Origin of the sequence: Pantoea sp. T14 (assembly GCF_036663535.1) — a bacterium.
Classification (GTDB): Bacteria; Pseudomonadota; Gammaproteobacteria; order Enterobacterales; family Enterobacteriaceae; genus Pantoea; species Pantoea phytostimulans.
The window spans coordinates 163,004-177,058 of record NZ_JAWUEB010000010.1 but is presented as its reverse complement, the minus strand read 5'-3'; the positions used below and the strand labels follow the sequence as shown (position 1 = coordinate 177,058).

13 protein-coding genes, 1 other RNA gene and 1 pseudogene are annotated in these 14,055 nt (G+C 43.2%); 7 read left to right on the top strand and 8 right to left on the bottom strand.

Annotation, left to right across the window (positions count from 1 at the left end; all coding sequences use genetic code 11):
• Nucleotides 1–203: 203 nt before the first annotated feature.
• Nucleotides 204–2,015: a CDP-glycerol glycerophosphotransferase family protein gene (locus SC127_RS03515; protein WP_332625252.1), complete on the top strand. Its 1,812-nt coding sequence runs from the start codon at nucleotides 204–206 to the stop codon at nucleotides 2,013–2,015.
• A 189-nt stretch (nucleotides 2,016–2,204) separates the two neighbouring features.
• Nucleotides 2,205–2,834: a glutamate racemase gene (locus SC127_RS03510; RefSeq protein ID WP_332625250.1), complete on the top strand. Its 630-nt coding sequence runs from the start codon at nucleotides 2,205–2,207 to the stop codon at nucleotides 2,832–2,834.
• 169 nt (nucleotides 2,835–3,003) lie between these two features.
• On the opposite strand, the gene SC127_RS03505 is transcribed toward SC127_RS03510, so the two are convergent.
• The 3 genes and pseudogenes from SC127_RS03505 to SC127_RS03495 form a co-directional block, all read right to left on the bottom strand.
• Nucleotides 3,004–3,858 (bottom strand): PA4780 family RIO1-like protein kinase, encoded by an 855-nt coding sequence (locus tag SC127_RS03505; protein WP_215845823.1) that lies wholly within the window; start codon nucleotides 3,856–3,858, stop codon nucleotides 3,004–3,006.
• Nucleotides 3,859–4,482: 624 nt separating this feature from the next.
• Nucleotides 4,483–6,435: an NACHT domain-containing protein gene (locus tag SC127_RS03500; protein WP_332625248.1), complete on the bottom strand. Its 1,953-nt coding sequence runs from the start codon at nucleotides 6,433–6,435 to the stop codon at nucleotides 4,483–4,485.
• Nucleotides 6,436–6,891: 456 nt separating this feature from the next.
• Nucleotides 6,892–7,119, bottom strand: a pseudogene (locus tag SC127_RS03495) (winged helix-turn-helix domain-containing protein); the annotation flags it as partial.
• 13 nt (nucleotides 7,120–7,132) lie between these two features.
• On the opposite strand from SC127_RS03495, the gene SC127_RS03490 reads away from it, so the two are divergent.
• The 3 genes from SC127_RS03490 to SC127_RS03480 are packed head-to-tail and all read left to right on the top strand — an operon-like array spanning nucleotide 7,133 to nucleotide 8,395.
• The gene (locus SC127_RS03490) at nucleotides 7,133–7,561 is read left to right on the top strand and encodes a phage polarity suppression protein (RefSeq protein ID WP_332625247.1); all 429 of its coding nucleotides are present in this window, start codon (nucleotides 7,133–7,135) and stop codon (nucleotides 7,559–7,561) included.
• Nucleotides 7,561–8,118, top strand: coding sequence for a phage polarity suppression protein (locus tag SC127_RS03485; RefSeq protein WP_332625245.1), 558 nt, complete (start codon nucleotides 7,561–7,563; stop codon nucleotides 8,116–8,118). The genes SC127_RS03490 and SC127_RS03485 overlap by 1 nt, the downstream gene beginning before the upstream one ends.
• Before the next feature lies 1 nt (nucleotide 8,119).
• A complete protein-coding gene (locus tag SC127_RS03480) occupies nucleotides 8,120–8,395 on the top strand; it encodes an ogr/Delta-like zinc finger family protein (protein WP_332625244.1) in 276 nt (91 codons plus the stop codon).
• 278 nt (nucleotides 8,396–8,673) lie between these two features.
• Here the strand turns inward: SC127_RS03480 and SC127_RS03475 are convergent, their stop codons facing one another.
• The 5 genes from SC127_RS03475 to smpB all read right to left on the bottom strand — a co-directional run bounded on the left by SC127_RS03475 (nucleotide 8,674) and on the right by smpB (nucleotide 13,107).
• Complete coding sequence (locus SC127_RS03475) at nucleotides 8,674–9,621, bottom strand: retron St85 family RNA-directed DNA polymerase (RefSeq protein WP_332625242.1); 948 nt, start codon at nucleotides 9,619–9,621, stop codon at nucleotides 8,674–8,676.
• Nucleotides 9,618–10,595 carry a retron St85 family effector protein gene (locus SC127_RS03470; protein WP_332625240.1) on the bottom strand — a complete coding sequence of 326 codons (978 nt, stop codon included), beginning with the start codon at nucleotides 10,593–10,595 and terminating at the stop codon, nucleotides 9,618–9,620. The genes SC127_RS03475 and SC127_RS03470 overlap by 4 nt, the downstream gene beginning before the upstream one ends.
• A gap of 239 nt (nucleotides 10,596–10,834) precedes the next feature.
• Nucleotides 10,835–12,025 (bottom strand): integrase domain-containing protein, encoded by a 1,191-nt coding sequence (locus SC127_RS03465; protein ID WP_332625239.1) that lies wholly within the window; start codon nucleotides 12,023–12,025, stop codon nucleotides 10,835–10,837.
• Nucleotides 12,026–12,218: 193 nt separating this feature from the next.
• Nucleotides 12,219–12,581: a transfer-messenger RNA gene (ssrA, locus tag SC127_RS03460) on the bottom strand.
• Nucleotides 12,582–12,624: 43 nt separating this feature from the next.
• The gene (gene smpB, locus SC127_RS03455; RefSeq protein ID WP_215845829.1) at nucleotides 12,625–13,107 is read right to left on the bottom strand and encodes an SsrA-binding protein SmpB; all 483 of its coding nucleotides are present in this window, start codon (nucleotides 13,105–13,107) and stop codon (nucleotides 12,625–12,627) included.
• A 158-nt stretch (nucleotides 13,108–13,265) separates the two neighbouring features.
• Between smpB and SC127_RS03450 the strand changes: the two genes are divergently transcribed.
• Nucleotides 13,266–13,700: a type II toxin-antitoxin system RatA family toxin gene (locus SC127_RS03450; protein WP_215845830.1), complete on the top strand. Its 435-nt coding sequence runs from the start codon at nucleotides 13,266–13,268 to the stop codon at nucleotides 13,698–13,700.
• Nucleotides 13,693–13,983, top strand: coding sequence for an RnfH family protein (locus SC127_RS03445; protein WP_215845831.1), 291 nt, complete (start codon nucleotides 13,693–13,695; stop codon nucleotides 13,981–13,983). The genes SC127_RS03450 and SC127_RS03445 overlap by 8 nt, the downstream gene beginning before the upstream one ends.
• Nucleotides 13,984–14,055 lie beyond the last annotated feature (72 nt).

The following is a 14,055-nucleotide window of genomic DNA, read 5'->3' as shown; positions in this document are numbered from 1 at the left end:
TATATTTAATAAGGGTGGTTAAAATAAAAAAATCGTGTTCCACTCTTTTAAACGGTTGAATGGATTTGTCTTTTTTAATAGGGGATTTAAGTTTTAACCCGCTTTGTCGCTTTAGGTGAATAGGCACGTCATTTCAGTGAGTAAGTCAGTATCAGGCTTGCCCGCAGGTGATGTTTATTAACTGTAAAAGATATGATGGTATTATGGCGATGATAAACTGGCAGGTTATTGATAAATTTATATTAATAATACTTGATGGAGATCAAGGCCGCTGGGCGTTCCTCGCTGACCAATTGCGTGCTTTGGGGGTACCTGATGATAAAATTGTTCGTATTGAAACGCCATCAGGTGAATCTTCAGCTTGTCATCGGACTCAAGCACATATTAATGCAGTAGAGATGGCGCAAGCGCAGGGTTGGCATAACGCTTTTATCATTGAGGATGATTTTTGTTTTAATGAGTGTGAAAATAATTATGAAAATATAAATCGCTTTCTCAATGCGTTATCGAAGATAAAATGGAGCGTTGCGCTCTTCGCTGCAAATTACTATAAAGTTACGCCGGTTAAAACGGTTGATTATCTGGTCCGCGTTAATGTTGCGGGATCTGCCTGTGCCTACGTGGTTAATAAAGATTATTACACCTCGTTATTAACCAATTACCGCTGTGGATTACAAGCCTTGCTTCAGGGAAAAAGTGAGCAAGAGTATGCTTTGGACGTAAACTGGCACACAAGTATGCATCGGGATTTATGGCTAGGCATTTTTCCCACTAGCGGCAGCCCATTTACTGATAAAAGCATGAGCGAAAAGAGTGATTGTCGCTCGCAGTTTAACAAGCCATTACACGAAATCATCTCTCCTGCAAAATTATCACCTTCACCCTCTGGCCCAATCAAAGTGGACTTTTACTTCCAGTGGCCGCCAGGATGGACAAATTTTGAATCGGTGATTGATGCTATGCGCAGTAATCCCGCTTTTGATTGTCGTATTGTTGTTGTGCCCTATCTGAACTTCAACGCCACCGATCTAAGGGGTGATATCCAGCGCGGCATACTCAAAGAGAGGTCGCTCGATTACATTGGTTTCGAGGATTATTCGCTGGATTCACGCCAGCCTGATGTCGTTTTCCTGCAGAATCCTTATGATGAAGCGAGGCCAGAAGCTTTTCGCAGCGAATATCTGTATCAGCGTGGCGTTAAAATTGCCTATATTCCTTATGCGCTCGATACAGGCATCGGTGAAGAAACCATGGTGTATCAATACAATTTGCTATGTCAAAATTTAGCGACATGGATTTTCTCTCGCTCCGAAAGACACAGAAAAGAGTTTGCGTCTCAATGCCATGCAGGTAATAAGCATGTCTATGTCACGGGGCATCCTAAATTTGATTATTACGATCGCCGTTATGGTTTTGATGAAGAGAATAAAACGAAGGGGAAGGTTAAAACGTTTCTTTGGACACCCCATTTTATCCTGCCGGGAAACCGGAAGATGTACAGCACATTTAATATTTATCATGCGGCCATCATAAAACTGATTGAACGTGATGATGTTCATGTGATCATTCGTCCTCATCCTTTGCTAAAACAGTGGTTGAATGTGGCAAGTCAAAAGACTCAGGATAACTACCAAAAGCTCGTTGATATCTCAAAGGCCCGGAATAATGTTAGCTGGGACTTCAGTCATGATTATAAATCTTCATTCTCCCAATCTGATGCGCTTATTGCTGATATGGGATCTTTTTTACTTGAATACCTCCCCTCGAAAAAACCCATTCTTTATCTAACCCATAAAACGTGCTACGGACTGAATAAAACTGCAGATTTCATTTATGATGCCTATGATGTGGCAAGGAATGAAAAGGATATTGCACGGTTTGTGGAAAATATTGTCAACGATCGCGATCCAATGCGGTTAAAACGTGAAAAGGTTTTACAGGAAGAGTTACAAATAGATGATGTAACCGTAGGCGAGAAAATTACAAATATTATCTACCAGTCGTTAAGAGGTTAGGGGGTTAGTTCAGGCGTTAATAACGACAATAAAATTGATATTCTAAATTAATCATTGGTATGGCTTTAATATTACGCTTGATTAAAAAGCGTAAAGTTAACCTGATAATATTGTTGCAACTTTTGATGAAGTTGAATATCGTCCATTGATGTTTTACTGGCGTAACGCACTCAATGAATGGAAAATCTAATGGCTGTAGCCTGCTTACATACCGCCGCGAGTAATATCGCTATTTTTGACGACGCTGCCTGTAAACTCAACATTCCCGCTATTCATTTAAGTCATCTTGTCATGCCGCACTGGTTGGCTGAAGCTGAGCGGGCAGGCGGATTGACGGTGGAACTAAAGCAGCAATTGGTCTCTTTTATTCAGTCGATAATGCCTCATTTTGACGCCGTTTTGATCACCTGTTCAACGCTGGGTGCAGTAGCTGAAAATTTCCCTTGTTTGGAAAAGAGATGCGCAGTGTACCGAACCGATCAAATGTTGGCAGATGTATTAGGTGATCGTCCCGGAAAGTCGGTGGTGCTTTATGCCGCACCGTCTACATTAGCGACCACGACAGCCCTTTTTTGTCGAGATACGACACGGTTACAGCCTGAAGTACGACTGGTATCGGAAGCATGGCAGATCTTTAAATCAGGCGATCGAGATAACTATCTTGCGTTAATAGCTGAAGCGATCAAAAAAGCATTAGATGAGGGGGCAGATAATGTTGCATTGGCACAAGTCTCTATGGCACCAGCGATTAAAGCTTTTACGGGTGATGCTCGTGTATTAGCAAGCCCACATCTCAGTTTACAACGCTGCTTTGGCTAAAAGTTACTGTGGGTATCAAAGACAAAAAAGCCCGCTTTCACGGGCTTTTTTAAATGAGATAGCTTAATTCGACTGGAGCAGATTGCGTGTATTCAGCGTCTGGCTGCTTCTCTTTCCACGATTCTTTTCTGCTGCTAAAGCACCTCAGCGACGCATATCGTTCTGGCATTTATTCATCGTCTCGCTCTTTATTTGCGCGCTGCCGCTCGTAAAACTCATCTTCCGCTGCAATGATTTCATCCATCAACGAATCCATATCCACTGTGTGATTCTCTTCGACGAAGAGACCGGTTAGTGGTGTTTCTGGCGTTAATTTTCCATCTTCATATAACAGCCAAATTTCTTTCGCATAACGCGTTTGCAATAATTGTGGTGCGAACTGGCCATAATAAGCGGTGATGTTATTCACATCGCGTTCAAACATTGATTGAGCATGGTTGTTAGCAGCGGCGTCTACCGCCTGCGGCAAGTCGATAATTACCGGGCCATTCGCATCGAGCAACACGTTAAATTCTGATAAGTCGCCATGTACGATGCCTACACACAACATGCGCACAATATTGCGAATCATGGTATCGAAATCAGCAATGGCACTTTCTTCTGTTAAGGTCACATCGCTAAGACGAGGAGCGACCATACCTTCAACATCCGTGACCAGCTCCATCAGTAACACGCCGTCGATACACATATAAGGCTGTGGTACGCGCACACCCGCGTTAGCCAGACGGAACAACGCATCGACCTCCGCCATTTGCCAGGACTCTTCTTGCTGCTTGCGTCCGAATTTGGAACCTTTTTGCATTGCACGGCTATTACGCGAATTACGGACTTTACGACCTTCCTGGTACTGCACGGCCTGCTTAAAGCTACGTTGTGTTGCTTCTTTGTACACTTTGGCGCACTGGATTTTGTCACCACATAAGACAGTGTACACGTCTGCTTCTTTGCCGCTTTTTAGACGCTGGAGCACTTCGTCTATCAGGCCGTCATCGACCAGCGGTTGGATTCTGTTTGGGATTTTCATGCGGCTTTATACCTTATTTCAGCCGCTTTTCGTATCAATAACACAAACGGTGATACTGGAAAAAATTGGCAGAGTTTGGACATTGGCGATCATTGGGTTTTCGTCGTTTAGGCATCACGAAAACAATCACATTTTACGAGGTACTTCTCAAGGTGTCTAAAAAGTTTGGATTTATTCAGGAAAATTCAGATTTCGCAGCGCTAATTTAAGGCACAAAAAAGCCCGCAGGGCTTGCGCCGTGCGGGCTCTTAGGACTTCATCGGATGACTCTGGTAATCACCGATGGAGAATTTTGGTGGGCTGGCGGAGTCTGAATTTATTTGTCAAACATATGATTTAGTTGATTATTTATATATTTTTTAATAATTGGTATACCTAAGCGTATACCAATCTCATTCATCAACCTATATTTCAAGACCTGTTAGGGCTTAACTTATATCGTTAGATATGCTTTTAACTACTGCACTTCTTACACCCGAGTACTCAGTGTCAAGGACTCCAGAGCCAAGGAGTGCATTCATTGGCGAAAAATTCAGCTCTCATAAACACACCTATATTCACTAATTCTTTATTGGGTCATAAAATTCAAGCGTGAAATATGATATTTGGTTGATGGTGAGTTTTTTAGTCAAATCCTTCGAGTAAGTCATTTACCCCGTTAGATGTGTCTGAAGTAATATCATGTAGAATCTTGCTAGCTGCTTGTCTGTGTATTACAGGAGTCGTTAAAGTATGCCTAAACTGAAGGATAATACCTATGATATCGGGGATGATTTCATTATTAAAAGCAACAACCTCCCCATTTTTAGTCCTAATTATCATGTTTTCCGGCACTTTAAGTGCGTCAAAGTACAATCTATCGTAATAGTCTTTTTCTCTAAAGAAATATTCTGGGTTTCTTAACCTGATTATTTCGAAGACAGTGCTTTTAAGAGAGGATGGATATGTGATGTGAGTGACGTAATCACGAAACCCTATAAAACTATTTTCAAAGTTGTTATTGGGGGATTTTTCATTTTCAAATATATCGAAATCTCCTAAACTTGCGTGACTGTAGGGAGTTAAAAGTAGGTTTAAATCGGAGAAAAAACTAATGCTCGTCCAAATTTCTTTATCACTTTCATTGAGAGATTCAAAAGATAATATTTTTTCAGAATGTTCGAAATATTGATGGAGGCTTTGTTTTAGTATAGACTTTCTGAAAGAGTCGTAATCAATATCAGAGCAAAGTTCAATTATATTTTTAAATTTAACGGAGCTATTGCTTTCATACATTTTCAGTAATAATTCATCTCTCTTATCTTTAACCTCAATACAAATGAACTCAGCACAGAAATATTCCATTAGTGACTTGTGAGACCAACGATAAAGCGAACCTTCCTTAATGAATAAGGGGACTGAATATGTAAGATCGCTTATAAACTTTATTGGCTTTACATTGATTCCCTTGATTTTTTCGATGATTCCAGTTAGCACACTTTCAAGTTCTCCTCTACTAAACTCTAATCTACCATTGTTTTTTAAACACCAGAAAGCTAATCTACGCAAAAGTATGCTGAAGTCAGTTATGTCTAATCCAGACTCTTTTCTTCTAACGTAACCTGTTTCTTTACTAAGATCATGAGTCTCAAAAAGTGCTTCAAAAACTTGGCTATAAAAAAGGTCCTTGCGTCTCGGGATTACGGGTTTATATTTGTAAGAACAGAAAAGAAGTGAAACATATAAGGGCGTTGTTAAGAATTCAATGATGGCGCTATTATCTGCTTCCTTCATTGCTTTTATTTCAGCAATAAGTTTATTGGAAAGTATTAAGCTATTACCAATCTTCGATGAGTTTACATCGTACAGCTTTATTAAATCATATGATTGATTTAAATTCAGCGGTCGAATTTTAAATCTACTAAAGGAATGTAATTCGAGTAGAGACTGGTCTGGCCTTGATGTTATAATGATTTTAGATTCAGACATTTCATCGCTAAAGGTTTTTATTCTTTTTATTAGATCGTTCTTAATATCGAAAGGTATTTCATCTACACCGTCAAAGAAGTAGGTAAAAGGTATTCTTTTTAATGTGCTATCATCACTGAAGCTATCTAGCCCTATAAGGTTTTTAATTTGATCTATGATTGGGCTGTTGTTAAGGGTTCTTAATTCTATATATATGGGGATTTCACCCGAGTTGTCTATGACGTCAACAACGATTTTCTTCATCAGCGTCGACTTACCCATTCCGGCATTGTCTATTATTAAAATGTTCTTAAATTGATCTAAAAGTATATCGCCTCTGCGAACTATATGATCACTTGTTTCTCTAGAGTCTAACTTTGATAGAGTTAATGGGACATATATATCATTAACCTTTTTTAAAATGTTTGGGAAGGCCAGGGAGTTAATTAATGAGCATTGCGCTTTTGTTTTTGCTAAATAGTCAGACATCTGACTCTTAAGCTTCAGTATATTCTTTTCTTTCTTATAAAAGTCAGCGCCTCTATTAAAAATAAAAGGGAGTATTTTTTCTTCGAATAACTTCACCGCCCAAGGTCTAGCTAAATCAACTGCATGCTCAATAGTGATCATTTATGCCGTCCACATTATACGCATTAAAATTTGATAATAATATATCACGCTTAATCTATGAAGAAAAAGCCATCTGCTGATGGCAGCATACTGGTTAGAAATGAATAAATCATTGCAGTAGAACTCGATAAATGAATTCTTCTGGTATTTAGTCGACGAAAGGGTAAATATCATCAGTCCTTCTCAATGTTATGGCTTGCCAGAAGTGTGCGGTCCGCTCTTCAGTTGAATAGTCACTTTAGATTACTTTGAGATTCTTACTGCAAACGGTAATTTTATTGAAAACCGTTCTACTTAAAAAAGATTTTACAGAAAACCCTTCACACTGTTCACCTTCATTTTTTATTTATATATATCAGTCAATTACTTGGTGAACGTCAGGTGAAGGGTGAAGGATATCATTCATCACCGCTAAAGTTCAGGCATAAAAAACCGGCTTTCGCCGGTTCTGGTTAGTCATACCGCTGCAGGGTCGTCGCACTTTGGCAGCCAGTCGGTGCTGCTTTCTTCCGTCAGGTCGAGGTTGGTCTGTATCCCCAGCTTCGTGCGCCGCTTCATGTAGTGCAGGCCGTATTCCCGCAGGATACTTTCCAGCGCCAGGCTGAACATCTTCATGCTGAGCGGGTTTTTATAGCCGTTCGCCTCCATATACGCCAGATAAGCGTGATAAAGGTATCGCCTGGGCTGTAAGGGCCGGATGGCCGTACACCAGGCCGAAACGGAAACCCTGCCCTGGACGACCGGCGACCGGGCGATAACCTACATCAGCGCCCATCATTCGCTGATAAAGGTGCATTCCCGTCACGTCTGGGCACAGTTTATGAAAGAGCACGGACAGGCCCTGATTAATGCACTCAGCCTGCGAATGCACGCCATGAGATATGAGCACGCCGGTGGCTTAGAAGGCGTGAGCGACGCCGACACGCTGTTTAAGCTGTTCGTTCAGTCAGAAATTACGGCAAAAGCCATAAACCAGATGCCGTCAGTGGAAGGCGATACGCTGCTTAAAGAAGCGGGACTGTATCCCGTATCTCCGGCAGATAATGATGCGCGAAATGCTTCCACCCCGGCGGCACGCCACCGCATTACCGTTCAGCGTAAAATGGCTGCGGGGAAGAAAGCATAATGAGCAACCTGACCACCCCACAGAACGCCCTGAACCAGTGCCGCAGCGCCGGAGAAAACTGGCGTGCCTTACGCGCAAGCCGTGAGGACAGGCAGCAGCAGGTGGATGCGCTGAAAGCAGATGACGTTAAACCGGCGGATTACGGCGAACGGATGGATAATCTCCGCGAATGGCTGGATGTGCTGGAATGGCAGATAAACTGCGCGGCGCGCGAAGGAATTATGACGCAGCGCCGGGTAATGGATGCCTGCGTGAATGAGGCGCTGACCGCCTTTATGGCCGCACACGGCAGCGAACTGACCAGCGCGCTGGCTCCTTATCTGAACGGCTCTGCCGGACTGAATGCGGCCATACAGGTTTTGCGTTTAGCCATAGTGCGCCAGGCTGAAAACAGTCAGCCTGTAGCCGGGAAACCTTATCAGGCCATTCTGGATGAAACCGGGCTGTTTCCGGATGAGGAAATGCGAACGGACTGCTTTACCGGCTACACTCCGGCCAGCCATTTCCGCTATCAGTTCCGCCTGAAAAAGCTGAACGCGCAACAGGGGGCAGGCTGATATGGCAATGAAATGTCCGGAGTGCGGCACAACCGCACACACGCGTACCAGCGAGTACCAGACCGGCACGCTGAAAAAGACGTGGTATCAGTGCCGGAATATTGAGTGCTCCTGTACTTTCACCACCCTTGAAAGTCTGGACGCCATTATTATGAAGCCGCAGAAAACAGCCGTGGTTGCGGAACCGGCAGAGGAGGCACCGGCGCGGCTACCGCAGACGCTGAACCGCTATGGCGCGGCCAGCAAACTTTCAAACCGTCAGCACATCCCAGTCTGAGCATAAACATTCAGCTCCTGACCCGGCCACCGCGCCGGGTTTTTTACGTTCTTTTCTCTGGCTGGCCTGCCGTTGCGGCAGTGCATGTCTATGCTGCATGAAAACGCATGAATAAATGCACCTGTTTTTCTCCCGTTCAGGCCAGCAGTGGCACGGCCTGATACCCGTCATGCAGGCGCATGAAAACCGCTACACAAAGCGGGCAGGCGTGGCGGGGCTACGAGCGCGCGCAACGGCACTTAGTTTGTCAGTCATGTCGCAAAGATAGGAAGAGTGAATTATAAATATTCAATGGAGGCTTTGATTTTGGCAATTACATCTTGTCCGTATTTCTCCTTCAATCTTTCAACAAATTGAGGTTCAATATGAGCTGCATGTCCTAAAATACCATTAAGATAGTTGATTTCTTGTTGATCCAAAAGGCTGTATGAAAACCTATGAACAAAAGAACTTATCATTCTTTTCTTTTTCCTACCTAAAGACAAGCTGTCATTTGTATTATTCAAAATAACTCCTGTCACGCTCCTGTTCATTGACTTATTGCAATGCAAGGTTTTTTCTTTGTTGATTCTTATTTTAGAGCCAAAGTTCTTTCTAAGTACAATGTTTACTTCGTTAGGTATAGTCGTAAGACATTCTCTATCTTTAGCTGAGAACGTTAAATCATCTGCATACCGCGTATATCTGACATTTAAGTCTGCGCAATAGTCTGCTATTTCTTCATCAAAGTCATACATAATTGCATTGGAAATTATTGGTGATGTAGGCGCCCCAATACTGAGTCTTAACGGGCTATTGCCTCGTAACTTCCAGAAGAATAGGTGAGAGATTATATATCTATCCTCCTCATCTAATGTCTTTTTCTCGTCATTTTTATCCAGTGTTTTTATTAAAATGTCAGGTGTAATTGAATGAAAGAAATCTTTGAAATCCATTTTGAGTAAATGGTCGTTGCCCTGATGGGCAGCAGCATTGGTTTTAATTCCTTTTCCTTCTACATACGCATGAGCAGAGTAATGCGTTTTTAGAAAAATAGCTAAGAGTGAAATTCCAAGCCTTTGTAATGATTTTATTTGTTTAGAGGGTTGAGCTATTATGCGGAACCCATTCCCATTTTTTTTAGGGATGGGGTATCTTTTGTATCGACGTGGAGCTGTATAGATAAAGCTTTTTAAAGATGCTTTATCCATGAAGAGAGCAGAAGAAAACTGTTCAAGTAAACTCATTTTGCTTTTTGCTCCTCAAGAATTCGAGTAATAGCAGCTAGTGCCAGTTTTCTTTTTCGAGAAGATTCATCCTCAGATAGCACAAATGATGTCACCGCCCTAACTCTCATGGATTTATATTCCTTGATCCGACCTTGATTGTCCTTGCCTAGGTAAACTCTTTTATTATTTTCAAGTGGGTAATAGAATGTAATGTTGCTGTATTTTTTCTTTCCTATCATGCCCATTGCTTGTAATAAGTAAAGAATCCTTTTAATGTAATTTTCATTCGAGCTTTCAATATTCATTGCTATGAGGGCTAGTTCAATTTCATAATCTTTTATTGGATAAAAGATGAGAATTATGTCGAATATCAAAAGTGCAATGTGTGCAGGGTTGGATTGGGAGAAGGGCGCCTTTTTATTTGCTGTTTTTAACCTGTTTTTTATGCATTCAATGACTAATGGCAAGTCTGCGTAATGTTCTGTATCTGATTTTGGCCAAGGGAAAGTGTGAACTGATTCAATATCTTTTCTTTTTAGAAATGATAACGGGCCAAGAAATATAAATGAATCTTCTGCCTCTACATGTTCATCGGGAACAAATATTAATAGTTTCTTAGTGTCGCTTACATTTGCGAACATACCAAGCTCCACAAGCGAACCTGGACTTTCTAAACAGATAATCACTAACGTTGATAGTTTTGCTATGTCATCTTCAAAGGTGAACAAATCAGAATAAGTGTTTTCTCTAAAATAGTCTTTGAAGGTTTCTGCCATTATGAAAGAGTCAGATAAGCCATCAGTATCGGTGACTTCAAAAAAAGCTATTATTCTGTCTCGTAAGCTTTGAGGGTATACATTCCCTGTATTAACTTTACCACCACAAATGAATATTTTGTGGGGTGAGAGAGAAAGGGAAAAGTTTTTAAATGAAAGCGATTCGTACTCATTGCAGAGAACTTCTTCATAACTTTCATTGTTCGCCTTTCCCAACTTATTCTCTCCATAAAAAAACAAAGCGGAAGCCGCTTTGTTTTGATCTTTACCTAAAGGATGCGCAAAAGACTTCTCTGACGCTCCTGCCAAGGATCGTTAGAGAAGTGCTTTTGCGCAACCCTAAGTGTCCTCAATGCTAGATGTCTGGCTAATCGCCCGACCAGGTTTAAGGCTTTAAACCCACGCGTAAAGATAAAAATAAGCTAAAACAATTCATAAACTTTGACAAGGGATGCTTATCGATTTTTTACGAAGTTGCCCCACCATTCCATAAGCGCTACCCTCTGTGTAAGGTAGGTTGACCTGTTGTAGGCTCTTCTTACTTCATTTTTCTCACAATGAGCCAATGCAGCCTCAATCACATCTGAGTTAAAAGCATGCTCATTCATAGCTGTGCTTGCTATTGAGCGTAAACCGTGTGCTACCAGTTGCCCCCCAAAACCAATACGCTTTATAGCGGCATTAGCTGTCTGGCTGTTCATTGGCATTTTCGGGTTATTTCGGCTAGGAAAAATATACTCACGATGAGAACTAATGGGTTTCATTGTCTCCAAAACGTCTAACGCCTGAGATGATAAAGGGACAACGTGCTTACGCTTTGCTTTCATGCGTTCAGCTGGGATTGTCCAGAGCTTACTATCAAGATCAATCTCTACCCATCGAGCGCCAGAAGCTTCGGATGGCCTGACAAGGGTCAAGAGCTGCCATTCAATTAAACATCGAGTCGGAACGGAGAGATTAGACATCATCAGAGAGCTCATCAACTTCGGTAACTCTTCAGGCCGTAGCGTCGGCATATTTTGCTTCTTAGGCTTCTCAAACGCCATACCGACCCCAGAAGCAGGATTAGCATCAATTAGCCCGGTATTAACGGCATAAATCATAATCTCGTTGATACGCTGTACCAGACGGCGAACGGTTTCAAGAGCACCACGGGCTTTGATGGGTTCTAGCGCCTCAACCAGCTTACGAGCTTTGATTTCCTGCACAGGAATCTCTCCAATAGCAGGAAAAACATCTTTCTCAAGAGAGCGCCATATATCCTTTGCATAGTCCGGCGTAACGCTGGCCTGCTTCAAAGCAAACCAGTTAGCGGCCACGGTTGAGAAAATGCTGTCTAACGCAATCTGCTGCTGTTCTGTAACCTGTTCGGCTTGTGTCTGTGGATCAATGCCATTAGCTAACAATGAGAGGTAATCAGCACGCACGCGTCTAGCATCTGCCAACGACAGGGCAGGGAAGGCACCGAGGCCCATCATGGTGCGCTGCTTTGTTGCTGGCCTTTGATAGCGAAAGCGCCAGAGCTTCTTTCCGGTGGTTTTCACCACCATAAAAAGTCCGTCGCCATCATGCAGCGTCAAATCTTTATCAATGGCTTTGGAGCGAAGAACTTCTGTGTTGGTGAGAGGGCGCGTAGTCCTGGCCATGTCTACATTTCCTGCATAAATTGGTATACGGAATTGGCATACATTCTAGCGTATACCAATTCGTATACCAATTATCTCCGGATTCAGGCGGATCGTCTCGGAAGGTTACAGACACAAAAAAGCCCGCAGGGCTTATGCCACGCGGGCTTCTAGGACTTCTACGGATGACTCTGGAATCATCTTCGAAGGATTTTGGTGGAGCTGGCGGGAGTTGAACCCGCGTCCGAAATTACTACACCGTCGGCACTACATGCTTAGTCCAGTCTTTACATTCGCCGGTCAGCTGCGAACGGACACGCCACTGACAAACTAGCCTGATAGGATTTAACGCTTCAACCCCAGGCAGGGCGTCCACGCGATCTCTTTTGGGTTTGACCTCTCTTGATCCCCGTCCTAAGAGCGGAGGCTAGGGAGAGAGGGCTCTAAGCAGGTTATTAAGCTGCTAGTGCGTAGTTTTCGTCGTTTGCGACTATTTTTTTGCGGCTTTTAACGAGGCAAACCGCCCCTCGGCATGCTCCTAAGGCTTCACAATCCCGTCGAATCCAGAATCAGCCCCAAGACTTCAAATACTAGCAAAAAATCGCATCAGAATCCAGCGTTTAACGGCGGGCGTTCTTCATGATGCGCGCTTTATCCATTTGCCATTCACGATCTTTAATATCCGAGCGTTTATCGTGCTCTTTTTTACCGCGAGCTACGCCGATTTTCAATTTACACCACGCGTTTTTCCAGTATAGCGACAAGGCTACGATGGTATAACCTTCGCGATTTACTCGGCCAAACAGCGAATCAAGTTCGCGCTGTTTCAACAGTAACTTGCGGGTGCGTGTTGGATCACAAACAACGTGACTTGACGCGACAGCTAAGGGTTGAAAGGTCGAGCCGAACAAGAAAGCTTCGCCATCGCGCAGCAAGATATAGCTCTCGCTGATGTTAGCTTTTCCAGCGCGGAGTGATTTAACTTCCCATCCTTGCAGCGACAAACCTGCTTCGAATTCTTCTTCGATGAAGTATTCGTGGCGGGCACGCTTGTTCATGGCAATTGTGGCAGAACCGGATTTATGTGATTTTTTCTTTGTCATAGTGCTGAGTACTTTACATCACTTGGTCGGTTATCGCATCCCCAGTCCAGCGGGGCGTCAGGAAACAGGATATTCTAGCACACCCAAACACCGAGGAATTTTTGTTTAACCGCTGAAAATGCTATTATTTAGCGGTTTTGTGACGAACAGGAACCATTATGGCTCAGATTAGTCGTTCGGCGCTGGTGCCTTTCAGTGCCGGGCAGATGTACCAATTAGTAAATGATGTGGATGCATATCCCCAATTCCTGCCGGGTTGTACCGGTAGCCGCGTATTGGATGCGTCAGAGAATCAAATGACAGCGTCCGTCGATGTTTCGAAAGCGGGCATCAGCAAAACGTTTACCACGCTTAATACGCTGACAGACAACCAGAGCATCCATATGCAGCTGGTTGATGGGCCATTTCGTAAATTAACTGGCGGCTGGCGTTTTGTCTCATTAGGTGATGATGCCTGTAAAGTGGAATTAAGCCTGGAGTTTGAATTTACCAACATGCTGGTAGAGATGGCCTTTGGACGCATCTTCAAAGAGTTGGCTAATAGCATGGTTCAGGCTTTCACCCAGCGGGCCAAAGAGGTTTACAGTGCCTGATATCTCCGTTGAGGTGGTTTATGCACTGCCTGAAAAACAGTATCTGCGTTACGTTAAAGTAGAGCAGGGCAGCACGGTAGAACAGGCCATCAAAGCGTCAGGGTTACTGGAGTTGCGTAAGGAGATCGACCTTAGCAGTAATAAGGTGGGTATTTTTAGCCGTCCTGTAAAGCTAAGTGACAGCGTGGACGAAGGTGATCGTATTGAAATATACCGCCCGCTGATTGCCGATCCCAAAGAGTTGCGTCGGCAACGTGCTGAGCGGGCAAGCAGCAAAAAGTAACTCTATAACATCTTCTTGCTCACCGCATGACTCCCAACAGGCCCGAGCCAGCGAAATGAAAAAAGGCGCTAA